This window comes from Sphingomonas faeni (genome assembly GCF_030817315.1).
Classification (GTDB): Bacteria; Pseudomonadota; Alphaproteobacteria; order Sphingomonadales; family Sphingomonadaceae; genus Sphingomonas; species Sphingomonas faeni_C.
On sequence record NZ_JAUSZF010000001.1, the window covers coordinates 2,668,425 to 2,680,000 of the forward strand.

At 59.7% G+C, this 11,576-nt stretch carries 12 protein-coding genes, 1 tRNA gene, 2 rRNA genes and 1 pseudogene (1 of these 16 only partly in view); 5 read left to right on the forward strand and 11 right to left on the reverse strand.

Translation table 11 applies throughout. The features are described from left to right. Positions 1-5 precede the first annotated feature (5 nt). From QFZ54_RS12335 to QFZ54_RS12355, 5 genes are all read right to left on the reverse strand, one after another. Positions 6-746: an SDR family oxidoreductase gene (locus QFZ54_RS12335; protein ID WP_307087478.1), complete on the reverse strand. Its 741-nt coding sequence runs from the start codon at positions 744-746 to the stop codon at positions 6-8. A 2-nt stretch (positions 747-748) separates the two neighbouring features. Continuing rightward, on the reverse strand, positions 749-2,971 hold the full coding sequence (locus QFZ54_RS12340; RefSeq protein WP_307087479.1) for a hypothetical protein: 2,223 nt from the start codon (positions 2,969-2,971) through the stop codon (positions 749-751). Between the two features lie 10 nt (positions 2,972-2,981). Then, complete coding sequence (locus QFZ54_RS12345) at positions 2,982-3,506, reverse strand: ferritin-like domain-containing protein (RefSeq protein ID WP_307087480.1); 525 nt, start codon at positions 3,504-3,506, stop codon at positions 2,982-2,984. Positions 3,507-3,561: 55 nt separating this feature from the next. After that, complete coding sequence (locus QFZ54_RS12350; RefSeq protein ID WP_307087481.1) at positions 3,562-3,720, reverse strand: hypothetical protein; 159 nt, start codon at positions 3,718-3,720, stop codon at positions 3,562-3,564. An 87-nt stretch (positions 3,721-3,807) separates the two neighbouring features. Further along, complete coding sequence (locus tag QFZ54_RS12355; RefSeq protein WP_307087482.1) at positions 3,808-4,662, reverse strand: manganese catalase family protein; 855 nt, start codon at positions 4,660-4,662, stop codon at positions 3,808-3,810. A 267-nt stretch (positions 4,663-4,929) separates the two neighbouring features. On the opposite strand from QFZ54_RS12355, the gene QFZ54_RS12360 reads away from it, so the two are divergent. Continuing rightward, a complete protein-coding gene (locus QFZ54_RS12360) occupies positions 4,930-5,811 on the forward strand; it encodes an MBL fold metallo-hydrolase (RefSeq protein ID WP_307087484.1) in 882 nt (293 codons plus the stop codon). Between the two features lie 5 nt (positions 5,812-5,816). After that, the gene (locus tag QFZ54_RS12365) at positions 5,817-6,050 is read left to right on the forward strand and encodes a DUF6894 family protein (RefSeq protein WP_307087486.1); all 234 of its coding nucleotides are present in this window, start codon (positions 5,817-5,819) and stop codon (positions 6,048-6,050) included. Positions 6,051-6,125: 75 nt separating this feature from the next. On the opposite strand, the gene QFZ54_RS12370 is transcribed toward QFZ54_RS12365, so the two are convergent. The 3 genes from QFZ54_RS12370 to QFZ54_RS12380 all read right to left on the reverse strand — a co-directional run bounded on the left by QFZ54_RS12370 (position 6,126) and on the right by QFZ54_RS12380 (position 7,675). Beyond that, positions 6,126-6,482, reverse strand: a complete 357-nt coding sequence (locus QFZ54_RS12370) for a hypothetical protein (RefSeq protein WP_307087488.1) — start codon at positions 6,480-6,482, stop codon at positions 6,126-6,128. A gap of 85 nt (positions 6,483-6,567) precedes the next feature. Continuing rightward, positions 6,568-7,116, reverse strand: a complete 549-nt coding sequence (locus QFZ54_RS12375) for a DUF4142 domain-containing protein (RefSeq protein WP_307087491.1) — start codon at positions 7,114-7,116, stop codon at positions 6,568-6,570. 73 nt (positions 7,117-7,189) lie between these two features. After that, a complete protein-coding gene (locus QFZ54_RS12380) occupies positions 7,190-7,675 on the reverse strand; it encodes a hypothetical protein (protein ID WP_307087492.1) in 486 nt (161 codons plus the stop codon). A 426-nt stretch (positions 7,676-8,101) separates the two neighbouring features. On the opposite strand from QFZ54_RS12380, the pseudogene QFZ54_RS12385 reads away from it, so the two are divergent. From QFZ54_RS12385 to QFZ54_RS12395, 3 genes and pseudogenes are all read left to right on the forward strand, one after another. Beyond that, positions 8,102-8,449: pseudogene (locus QFZ54_RS12385) on the forward strand (recombinase family protein); the annotation flags it as partial. Positions 8,450-8,478: 29 nt separating this feature from the next. Further along, positions 8,479-8,691, forward strand: coding sequence for a hypothetical protein (locus QFZ54_RS12390; protein WP_307087494.1), 213 nt, complete (start codon positions 8,479-8,481; stop codon positions 8,689-8,691). Continuing rightward, positions 8,688-9,047, forward strand: coding sequence for a hypothetical protein (locus QFZ54_RS12395; protein ID WP_307083766.1), 360 nt, complete (start codon positions 8,688-8,690; stop codon positions 9,045-9,047). Before QFZ54_RS12390 ends, QFZ54_RS12395 begins: the two co-directional genes overlap by 4 nt. Here the strand turns inward: QFZ54_RS12395 and QFZ54_RS12400 are convergent. The 3 genes from QFZ54_RS12400 to QFZ54_RS12410 form a co-directional block, all read right to left on the reverse strand. Next, a tRNA-Met gene (locus tag QFZ54_RS12400) sits at positions 9,018-9,094 on the reverse strand. The genes QFZ54_RS12395 and QFZ54_RS12400 overlap by 30 nt on opposite strands. An 86-nt stretch (positions 9,095-9,180) precedes the next feature. Further along, a 5S ribosomal RNA gene (gene rrf / locus QFZ54_RS12405) occupies positions 9,181-9,295 on the reverse strand. Between the two features lie 217 nt (positions 9,296-9,512). Next, positions 9,513-11,576: ribosomal RNA gene (locus QFZ54_RS12410) — 23S ribosomal RNA — on the reverse strand (it continues 732 nt past the right edge of the window).

Genomic DNA, 11,576 nt, shown 5'->3' on the forward strand with positions numbered 1-11,576 from the left:
ATCCTTCAGCTCGTCTTCTGTACGCGCGGTTCGATGCGAAGATTGACGATGTCTGCGCGTTCGGAGCGGGTCAGTGCGAAGACGATCGTTTCGGCGATCTCGTCGGCGTAGAGCATCTCGTGATCGGCGATCGCCTGTTCCTTCTGATCGTCGCTGCACTCCTGCATGGGGGTGGAGACGGACCCCGGCTGGATCACGCTGACCTTGATGTTCTTTTCCGCGACCTCCTTGCGAAGCGTTTCCGCGAAGGCCTGGATACCTGCCTTGGTCGCGGCGTAGACGCTCTCGCCGACCGCCTTGATCTCGGTGCTGATCGATCCGACGAACAGCAGGTGCCCCCCGCCCTGCGCATCCATCCGCAGGATCGCCCGGCGGGCGCTGGCGAGCGTACCGATCAGGTTGGTTTCGACGACATAGCGCCAGGAATCCTCCTCCATCTCATGGATCGGTTGCGCCCCGAGCGCGGCGGAGGTCACGAGCATGTCGATCCCGCCCAACGTCTCGTCCATATGCGCGAAGACCGTGTCGATCCCCTCCTTCGTTGCAGCATCCGCGACTAGACCTGCGACGGTGCCGGGCCCGGACCCCGCCTGTTCGAGCGCGTGGTCGAGGCTTTCCTGGTGGCGGCCGAAGGTCAGCACGCGCGCGCCGTGCCGGACGAGTTGCGCGACCGTCGCAAGGCCGATGCCGGTCGTTCCGCCGGTCACCAGAATGCGCTTGCCGGTCAGGTCGATCCTGTCAGTCATGATCATTCCCACGTGAGTATGAGTTGGCCGCTGGCCGAAACGTTGTAATCGATGCGATCGGCCGTGGTCCGATACGCGCGGATGATATCGCCGCCCGCCGTCGTGACGGTGATTTTGCCGAGTTTCCGCCGCTTTTTCCGCACGATATTGAGGCCGGCGGTGCACGTCTCGCCGCCGTCCAGCGTAATGGTCAGCGCGCGGTCGCCCGTCCGTTCCATCGACTGGATGAAATGATCGCAGAAGACGTCGAACGGTGCATTCTCGATCCGGTGTACGCTGCGTGTCGCGAATATCATCGCGGCGCCCGCGCCATAGACCTCCTGCCCCACCTGCCCGGCCAATTGCCCGTCGGCGTAAAGATCCTCGACCGGAAACGAGAGCGTCCGATCGATATGGCCGTTGGTCTCACGCTGCTTGGGCGAAAGCGCTTCGGGCGGCAGGGCATCGGGATAAAAAAACCAGGCGCGGTCGAGCGCATATTTGCAATATTCCGACACCAGCATGCGTGCCGCCGGTTCGAGATTCGGGCCGCTGTCTTCGAGATATCGCTGGAACGCGACGAAGGAATCGAAGCATTCGTAGACCGCCATGTACGGCGCATCCTGAAGGCAGGTCACGCCCAGGAAGTTCTTGTAGTGCGCCGCGTGGCCGATCTCGCTCTCCCAGATGACGCAATTGTGGAAGAAGCTCGCGAGATAGACGTAGCTCTGTTCGAGGTAGACCGCGCGGTTGGTGATGCGCCACAATCGCATGCAGGCGGCAGCCCCCCAGGCGGTGAGGTTCGCCTGGTAATTGACGTTGAACCGCAAGCCGATCGCAGCCTCTATCGCCGCCCGCGCCTCATCCAGATAGCGCTTGTCGTCTGTCAGCTCGAACGCTTGGAGCATCACCCAAGCATAGATCCCGCCGACATCGGTCTGCCCCCGGCCATCGGCACCTGCGACGTCGGTGATGACGCTGAAGTCGGTGACCTTGTACTGGACCGGCCATTTATACTCGAAATGCCGTGCCGCCTTGATCCCGTAGTCGAGCGATTTGAGCAGCAGCGACTTTGCCGTCTCGTCGCCGTCGAGCGCCAAAATGCCAAGGTTGAGCATCGGGTGGTAGAGATACCAGCTGTCGACCGCGTCGGCGTCCTTGTCGTCGCCGACGTTGGGCAGGTATCGCCGGAGCGACGTCAGCTTCGGATCGTAAAACTTCTCGAGTCCCGCCTTGAACTCCGCCTCGAGCGGGTGCGGTGCGCCGCTCCACTTTCCCCAATCGTGGATCGCCGTAACGATCGACATCTGCACCATGATGTCGGGGTATTCCGCGCTCGTGTAGGGGTGGACGTACCGGTGGCCGTAATGCTCGATCGTGGCTTCGGGCGCCTGGTCGAGGTCGCGCAGGGTCCGCTCGGCGCGATCGACCCAGTCGCGGTACTCGACCTGGGGAAGGTCGATCGCCTTGTAGGCGACGCCGAGCATCTGAAGAAAACGCCGTGCCGTTTCGCGCTCATGCGGCGGGGCGTCGTGACGGAAGACCAGAATGGCATCGGACAGCGTGACTTCGACGCCTGCCTGCAGCGCACCGGACGCGGTGTCGGTGCGGGGCTTAGGGGTAGGCATGAGGTAACCGATTTCGGGCCACGTCCCACCGACCGCACCATCCGGGGTCGTGCCCGTCGCTCGGTAATAGTCGTTCAAGGCTGTCAGGTTCTGCACGTACAACACGTCGCCGAAGCGCGGGCGATCGATATGGAGATACAGCACGCCGACGTTCAGACCACGCTGGCTGGCCTCGACGCTGCCACTGGCACCGAGCGGGTCGCCCGCGTCGTCCAGCGGATACAGGTCGCGGGGCATGAACGGGATCACCATGGGTGCGGCGGGCGTGAACCGTACCGTGACGCGCAGGTTCTCGAGTGCGTTGGCCCCCGCTCGCAAGATCACGAGGTGCTGGCCGAGCGCGCTGCTGACGGTCAACCTGGCCGTTTCCCCCGGCTTGGGTTTGACCGCTTTGCAACTGAACGGTCCCGCGAGATAGGCAGCGCGAAGCGCCACGCCTCCCCTGCCTTCCCGCCGAACCACCACCATGACCGAATCGTCGGTAGCGTGAACTGCGACGTCCAGCTCGCCCGCCGCAAATGTTGCCTTGGGCTTGAGAACCGGATTTTGCCCGAATTGGCGCAGACCCAGGAGGTACGGGCTGACGGCGTCCTCGGTGGTCTTGCTGATCGTCGCCATGATGGTCTGCTCAAACCTTGGATGCGCTTGCGCCGCCATCAGCGTAGAGCGATGCGTAACGACGGGTCACCATCGGCAACGCTTCGTCGATCCACTGCGCCATGCTCTGCTCTTCGCGCAGGGATTGCTGCAACAACGCGGTCGCCTGGGTGATCCCAGCATCCTCTGCCAGCGTCAGCAACGACTTGTACGCAGCGATCTCGAAATGCTCGAACGCGTAATTGGCGAAGCTGTTCTTGAGGATCTCGTCCCCCGCCACGCTGTGCGAGATCGCCGCCATGCTCCCGGTAAAGCTAAGCCCCGCATCCTTAAGCGCCGAAGCACTGGTGTCGAACGTCGCCAATATCTCGTCCAGCCGCGCGATCTGCGCGTTGGTCTCCTCGATATGCGCCTGCAACCGATCCGCGATCTCGGGATAATGTTCGATACGGGCGACCTGCGGCGTCATGATCGAGAGCGCCTGCTTCTCCACCGCGTGCAGATTGACGGCGCCGGTGACGAAGAGGGTCTCCAGCGTATCGGGTGACGTGCTCATATTTAATCCTTCCAGAACGGGAATTGGCCAGACGGGGCGGCGCAGACGGTCGTCGTCACCCCGTTTCTTGGGCGATCATGTTGTTTTCCGCCGCGTTCTTGACGTCGTGGCTGTTGAGCCCGACGAAGGTCATTACGACGATCGCCACGATCGCGATCATCACCACCGCGGCGATGATGGTCGCGCGTGATCGACCCTTTTTGCCGTTATCCATCATGCTACCTGCCCATGTTATCGTCGACACGCGCGGTGGATCCCCACCGCGCGTCGCGGAGGGAGCACACGCCCCCTCCTGTCCGTGTCAACCAATCTGCTGGTTCTGCGCGCCGCTGTCGGGGCGTGCCGGTCCCATCACCGGCTCATCGCCGAGCGGTTCGTTGCGGAACACGGTGAACTCGCCCTTGCCGTCCATCGATGGACCTGACGTCCAGCGACCTTCCGGAAACGTCCCGTCGACCGAGGTCGCGTAGAAATTATAGTTGTTCTGCTGGTCTTCCATGTCCTGCGGGAAGCTGTTGGGGATCGGCAGGTTCATGGCTTCGGCGCCAAGCTCTTCGATGACTGCGAGCCACTGCTGCTGGTGCATCGTGTCACGCGCGATCATGTAATGGAGCATCTTCTTCATGCCCTCGTCGTGCGCAGCGTTGAACAACCGCACGGCGAGAACACGACCGGTGCTTTCGGCCGCCACGTTGCAGTACATATCCGCCGCGACGTTCCCGCTTGCGTAGATATGACTCATGTTGAACGGCACGCCGTCGGAATCCATCGGCATCGCCGCCATCCCGCCGGAGAGCAGGTTCTTGTGGATGATACCCTCGATGCTGTGACGGGGATTTTCCCCGCCCATTACCGCACCGACGATGCTGTCCTTCACGCCCTCTTCCTGAAGGTGCGTCGGCGCCTTCTCGAGATTCAGCGCGACGGCCGTCGCCAGCATCTCGATATGACCGATCTCTTCGGTCGCCGTGTGCAACAGCATATCACGGTATTTGGTCGTCGGCGCGCGATTGCCCCACGCCTGGAAGAAATACTGCATGCAGACGCGAATCTCTCCTTCGACGCCGCCGATCGCCTGCTGAAGCATGCGTGCGAATGCAGGATCGGGGTTCGTCACGTGAACCGGATACTGCAGTCGTTTGTCATGATAATACATGAAGCGCTCCCAATAGGTTGGCTGTCTGTAGGAAGCTCCTTGAACGCGTTTAGCCGCGGCGGTTTCCGATTATTCGGGCCCCTTTAATGTGCGTTAACACGGTTTTCGCGGCCAACGGTTCGCTGCGAACTTATACCGATGACCAATTCAGGAAGGCGCTCAACTGTCGAAATTGTCGGCTAACCTGCCGAACCGCAGCAGGTAATTCCGTTTTTGCCGGACGCGCCGATCGCTGATTTGGGACGAGCTTGGGATCGGAGCATCGAGATGAAGGTACATCATCTGAATTGCGGGACATGCTGCCCGATGGGTGGTCATCTGTTCGACGGCTACAGCACCGGCATTTCGGCGCACCTGGTATGCCACTGCCTACTGATCGAGACGGAGAACGGCCTCGTTCTCGTCGATACCGGCTATGGCACGCGGGATATCGCGCGACAAAGCGATCGCCTGTCGAAGTTCTTTCTGGCGCTGAACCGACCGCAGTTGCGGACCGAGGAAACCGCAATCGCGCAGGTCCGCCGGCTAGGCTTCGATCCGAACGACGTCCGGCACATCGTCGTGACGCATCTCGATTTCGATCATGCCGGCGGTATCGAGGATTTCCCCCGCGCGCGCGTCCACGTCACCGCGCGCGAAAAGGAAGTCGCGGACGAACGCAATGGCGGCACCTTCGTATCGCGCAAACGCTATCGACCACAGCAATGGGACGACGCGGCAAACTGGTCGCTATACCCGCTCGGCGGGGGCGAGCCGTGGTTCGGGTTCGACGCCGTCCGTGATTTGCAGGGCCTGCCACCCGAGATCCTGCTGGTCCCGCTCGCCGGTCATACCTGGGGCCATGCCGGAATCGCGATCCGCGAGGATGATGGCCGCTGGTTATTCTATGCGGGCGACGCCTATTTTCAGAATGGCGAGGTCCGGGGGGATCGTCGGACCTGTCCGCCAGGCCTCCGCGCATATCAGCGACTGATGCAGGTGGACGCGAAGGCACGGATGACCAATCAACATCGGCTGCGGGCGCTCGTGCAGGAGCAAGGAAACGCGCTCAGAATTTTTTGCGCACATGACCTGACGGAGTTCGAGCATCTTTCCGCCGGAAACGATGGCGTCGAAAGGCCTTCGATCATCGCCAGCGGACTTCGGTAGGCCATATGACAACGTATTCGCTCAATATTTGCGACCGGACTGGAATGGTCCTGCGCATCGAACCCGTGAACGCAAATGACGCACAGACGGCGTTGATCGAGGCGAACCGCCTGTTCTGCAGACTTGCTTCAAGTCCGTCCGGGCTGTTGGATCAGCACGGTCGTATCGATGTTACCGATAGCGACGGGCGAACCGTGGCCCGGTTGGTGATGACCGAGTCGATTGCCGCGATGCGCTGACACAGGCACGGCCGTTACCGATGTACTGCCCTCGTTACGAATGACGCGAACATCTACGTCTGCCTGGACTGGCTACTATCCGTTACCAGACGGGCCGGTGTCAAAATTTTCGCCCGGGTTGCCGCCGCCGGCCCCTGCGCCGCTGCCATGCACTTCGCCGGTTTCTTCGTCGATATAGGCCCGGTGTCCGGCATCCGACGGCGCAGTTTGGGGAACTCCGTCGTCGGGCACTCCATGTCCGACGCCCTGATGCGCCTCCGTCGTATCCGCCTTCCGATTGCCGCGGCTTACACCGACTTCGACGTACCGAGGCTGCTCCTTTTGGTAACTGTCATATTCCTCTCCGGAATAATGACCGAGGGTACCGGTCTCATTGCCGTGAAGCCCGGAATCTTCGTTGGTTTCCGGTAATGCATTCGGGTCTTTGTTCATGTCCTTGCTCCGAATATGATCGCACCAAAGCGTCAAATACGACGCTGGAGCGCAATAACCGCTCCAGCGTCGCTTCGTTTAGACCTTACATCCCGGACATGTTGCCCATCGGCCTGCCCGTATTCATCTTCATCGCGGCATTCAGATGTTGCTTCACGATGGGAACGGCAGCCTTGGCCGAGGCCCGTAACGGTGCCTGATCGCCACCGGCGGCATAGCTCTGGTGAAGATCGAGTGCCGCCTGGTGCGCTGGAACCTGCTGGCCCAGATACAGCCGGTCGAAATCCGCCGCCGAGGCGGTTTGCAGTTCGTTGATCGACGCCGTCGCGCCTGCGTCGAGCGCCGGCGGCATCGGCGTCAGCCCTGCCTTTTTCGCCGCTGCCATCGTCGCAGCCGTCGTTTTCTGGTGGTGCTTGATCAGCATCGTCGCAAACTTGCGCACGGCTGGCGTCTGCGACTTCTGAAGCGCCACTTGGCTCGAATTGATTTCGTAAAGATCGCTCATTCCAGCAGCAGCAACATAAGCTGCCGCCGACGACTTTGCCTCGGCGGGGGGTGGAGGCGGCGGGGTCTGCGCTGCCAGTGGTGCGCTGGTCGCAGCGAACAGCAATAGGCCAAGATACTTCGTCATCATCGTTTTCTCCTGATAACCGATTGGTCGCGGCCCCTCGGCGAAACGCGCGAAACCGCATAAATTGCGGGATAGGCTAACGAACGGCCGCCAATGAACCGTCGGGGTTACGCCCCTCGCGCGCCAGCGCGGCGTCCTGTTGGGCCCGCCGAACGGTATCCGGGTCGCCGTCGCGTTCGGCAGGAAGCGGAACCTCGGCGATGCCGCCCACATTTGCAGACCCGTGCAGAGCCGCAGCGATCTCATGATCGAACTCGCCGCTCTCGACCGCAGTGCGCATGTTCACCAGGTAATCGGCGAACCGCGCGGCGGGTACGAACGTCGTCGTCTGACCGGCGATCGTCAGCGTTGCGCCATTGCGGGTAGTAGGCGTGAAAGCAACATGGTCGCCATCACGCATGAACCAATTCCCTGTAACTACCCCGTTGGTCGCCCAGGCCTTTTCCGCCAAATGCAGATCCTGCAGTACGTCGGCACGATCGCCTTGTAAATCACCTTGCGTTGTCGAACAAACAGATTCGAGCATTACACCTGCCGAATCCATCACAGCTTTAATTCCCATTATCAATCTCCGATATTACTCTCTGAGTAATCATAGGAACAACGATCGGAAATGTGGATCTTCGCAGGTTAGTGCTACGCCATCCGATCCATTTATCTCCGGGCACCCCTTCCTGAAGTCCTGCACGACCGAAAAACGTGGGCAAGACCGTATCTTTCCCGAAAATCCGCGACGTTTACCTGCATCAATACGATTATCACCCGCCGGACCGGTCCGTTCAGGGGTTCTTTCAAAAGAACCGCAGCGTATTCGAACTAACGCGGGCGTATTCTGGCTCGCTGGTCCCTGGTGGTGCTATTCGAACACGATGGAAGCAGCCCGAATTGTTACTGACGTCGAACCCGACTTCGCCGCTACCACCCCGCCGCTCGCAACCCCGTATGTCGGCTTCGACTCGAAGAATTACGCAGATAACTCAATGCCAAGGGCGTGCCCTCGCCGCGTAGCGGCAAAGCCAGCAGGCACCTGCTCGGCAAAGCCGCGGCATGGACACCGAACACGCTGACCGGCAAGGCTGCGCGTGGCAACGGCATCCTTAACAACCCGCTGTATGTGGGCCGACGACCGTACGGCAAGCAGATGTATCGCAAGAACCCGGAAACGGGAAAACGCCACGCCTTTATCAACTCGGAAGACAAGCGATCTGATGACGTTGAGTCACCGGCCCTTGGCATCGTCCCCCTCGAACTGTGGGACTGGGTCAAATTCCGACTGGCTACGATGGCGCATGCAGCAAAACCCCGAAAGGACCCACCTGGTGCGGCAACCGGCTGACGATCCGCCAGGACGAACTGGACACGCGCGTGCTCGCGGGGTTGGCAACCGAGATGCTGCGCGACGATGTCATCGCGGCATTCCTCACCGAGTATGAGGCGGAGACCCGGCGCTTGGCGGCTGAAACGGTCAACGCCCGTCCGGAGCGCGAAGTCGAACTGGCGAATCTCGACCGGCAGATCGCACTTGCGAAGGCCGCCATCCTGAAGGGTGTCGACGCAGCGTTGTCGTCGAGGACATGAAGGTCTGGACCGAGCGTCGTCAGGTCCTGCTTGCTGAACAGGACACCGCGCAGACCGCATCCACAGAATCCCAGTTGCTGCGCCCCGACCTTGGTCGCCTTTATCGCGAAAAGGTCGGTCAGCTCACTGCGGCGTTCCAGGACGATGCGCTGAAGGCGCAGGCGTTCGAACGGTTGCGCGGGCTCATCGAGGCGGTGGTTCTGATGCCGGAAGACGGCAATCTCGCCATCGAACTGCGCGGTGAGCTTGCGTCGATGCTGTCGCTATGTATCGAAGCAGAAACGCCCCCCCCTCGGGAGTTCCCTCGGAGGCGTTGCAAGTTAAGATGGTTGCGGGGACAGGATTTGAACCTGTGACCTTCAGGTTATGAGCCTGACGAGCTACCGGGCTGCTCCACCCCGCGACGGTTCTCGTTGGAGAACGTGGGTAGAAGACATGGTGAATGGGTTTTCAGCGTTTCCTGTTACGTATCGCCGCACGGGCTTCAATGCCTGGCGACGACCTACTCTTCCATCGCTTGAGCGATAGTACCATTGGCGCAGGCGGGTTTCACGGCCGAGTTCGGAATGGGATCGGGTGGGACACCGACGCTATAGCCACCAGGCAATGGAGCCGGTGCGACGATACGTTGGGAATGCTTTGGGTACCCCACCATGCTTGACGCCTGGTGGGGTTTTAAAATCGATACCGTGCAAGGTTGTAGTGGTATTTGGACCAATCCCTCGACGGCGAGGGGATTGGCAATCTGGCGTTCGACTTAATCATCCGCACGCATCTGACGCGTTGGGTTACCCCAGTGTTGTCATTGATGGTGTGAGACTCTCAAGCGCGAATAGAGCAATTAGTATCGGTTAGCTCCATGCGTTACCGCACTTCTACATCCGATCTATCAACGTCGTGGTCTCCGACGGCTCTATGAAATCTTATCTCGAGGGAGGCTTCCCGCTTAGATGCTTTCAGCGGTTATCCCGTCCATACATAGCTACCCAGCTGCGCTCCTGGCGGAACGACTGGTACACCAGAGGTATGTTCAACCCGGTCCTCTCGTACTAGGGTCAACTCCTCTCAAATTTCGACGCCCACGGCAGATAGGGACCAAACTGTCTCGCGACGTTCTGAACCCAGCTCACGTACCACTTTAATTGGCGAACAGCCAAACCCTTGGGACCTGCTCCAGCCCCAGGATGTGATGAGCCGACATCGAGGTGCCAAACAACCCCGTCGATATGAGCTCTTGGGGGTTATCAGCCTGTTATCCCCGGCGTACCTTTTATCCGTTGAGCGATGGCCCTTCCACGAGGGACCACCGGATCACTATGACCGACTTTCGTCTCTGCTCGACTTGTCAGTCTCGCAGTCAGGCGGGCTTATGCCATTGCACTCTAACAGACGGTTTCCGACCGTCCTGAGCCCACCATTGCGCGCCTCCGTTACTCTTTAGGAGGCGACCGCCCCAGTCAAACTACCCGCCACAGAGGGTCCCTGTTCCGGCTTACGGAACGAGGTTAGACATCAGAAACAAACAGGGTGGTATTTCACCTATGGCTCCACATCAGCTGGCGCCAATGCTTCAAAGCCTCCCACCTATGCTACACAGTTTCTTCCTAATGCCACTCTGAAGCTGCAGTAAAGGTGCACGGGGTCTTTCCGTCTAACCGCGGGTACTCCGCATCTTCACGGAGAATTCAATTTCGCTGAGCATGTCCTGGAGACAGTGGGGAAGTCGTTACGCCATTCGTGCAGGTCGGAACTTACCCGACAAGGAATTTCGCTACCTTAGGACCGTTATAGTTACGGCCGCCGTTTACCTGGGCTTCATTTCAGAGCTTGCACCCCTCCACTTAACCTTCAGGCACCGGGCAGGCGTCAGGCCCTATACGTCGTCTTGAAGCCGACTTAGCAGAGCCCTGTGTTTTTGCTAAACAGTCGCTACCCCCTGGCCTGTGCCCCCTCAAAGTGCTTGCGCATAGTGAGGGCCTCCTTCTTCCGAAGGTACGGAGGCAATTTGCCGAGTTCCTTCAGGACACTTCTCTCAAGCGCCTTGGTATACTCTACCTGACCACCTGTGTCGGTTTCGGGTACGGTCTATACGGTGGGGCTATTTCCTGGAACCATTTCGAAGCACGTCCAATCCGATAAGGACGCACAACACACATGATCCGTCACACACCACCAGGCCCACGAATATTAACGTGGTTCCCATCGACTACCCCCTTCGGGCTCGTCTTAGGGGCCGGCTCACCCTGCGCGGATTAGCCTTGCGCAGGAACCCTTGGTCTTTCGGCGAGAGGGCATCTCACCCTCTTTATCGCTACTCATGTCTGCATTCGCACTTCCGATACCTCCACGACCCATTACCAGATCGCTTCACAGGCTTACGGAACGCTCCGCTACCGCGTACCACATAAGTGGCACACCCTAAGCTTCGGCACGTATCTTGAGCCCCGTTACATCTTCGCCGCAGGACCTCTTGTTTAGACCAGTGAGCTGTTACGCTTTCTTTAAAGGATGGCTGCTTCTAAGCCAACCTCCTGGTTGTTTTGGAAGTCCCACATGCTTTCCCACTTAGATACGATTTGGGGGCCTTAGCTGTAGGTCAGGGCTGTTTCCCTTTTGACGACGGACCTTAGCACCCGCCGTCTGTCTCCCGCATATCACTCTTAGGTATTCGGAGTTTGGTTAGGTTTGGTAGATCTCGCGACCCCCTAGCCCATCCAGTGCTCTACCCCCTAAGGTGTTCGTGCGAGGCACTACCTCAATAGTTTTCGCGGAGAACCAGCTATTTCCCGGCTTGATTGGCCTTTCACCCCTAAACACAACTCATCCGGTAACTTTTCAACGTTAATCGGTTCGGACCTCCAGTGCATGTTACTGCACCTTCATCC

Coding starts and splice junctions, on each gene's coding strand:
- QFZ54_RS12380 (WP_307087492.1), bottom strand. CDS start 7,675: ATGGGAATTAAAGCTGTGATGGATTCGGCAGGTGTAATGCTCGAATCT.
- QFZ54_RS12395 (WP_307083766.1), top strand. CDS start 8,688: ATGAAGGTCTGGACCGAGCGTCGTCAGGTCCTGCTTGCTGAACAGGAC.
- QFZ54_RS12370 (WP_307087488.1), bottom strand. CDS start 6,482: ATGAACAAAGACCCGAATGCATTACCGGAAACCAACGAAGATTCCGGG.
- QFZ54_RS12345 (WP_307087480.1), bottom strand. CDS start 3,506: ATGAGCACGTCACCCGATACGCTGGAGACCCTCTTCGTCACCGGCGCC.
- QFZ54_RS12350 (WP_307087481.1), bottom strand. CDS start 3,720: ATGGATAACGGCAAAAAGGGTCGATCACGCGCGACCATCATCGCCGCG.
- QFZ54_RS12340 (WP_307087479.1), bottom strand. CDS start 2,971: ATGGCGACGATCAGCAAGACCACCGAGGACGCCGTCAGCCCGTACCTC.
- QFZ54_RS12365 (WP_307087486.1), top strand. CDS start 5,817: ATGACAACGTATTCGCTCAATATTTGCGACCGGACTGGAATGGTCCTG.
- QFZ54_RS12355 (WP_307087482.1), bottom strand. CDS start 4,662: ATGTATTATCATGACAAACGACTGCAGTATCCGGTTCACGTGACGAAC.
- QFZ54_RS12360 (WP_307087484.1), top strand. CDS start 4,930: ATGAAGGTACATCATCTGAATTGCGGGACATGCTGCCCGATGGGTGGT.
- QFZ54_RS12375 (WP_307087491.1), bottom strand. CDS start 7,116: ATGATGACGAAGTATCTTGGCCTATTGCTGTTCGCTGCGACCAGCGCA.
- QFZ54_RS12335 (WP_307087478.1), bottom strand. CDS start 746: ATGACTGACAGGATCGACCTGACCGGCAAGCGCATTCTGGTGACCGGC.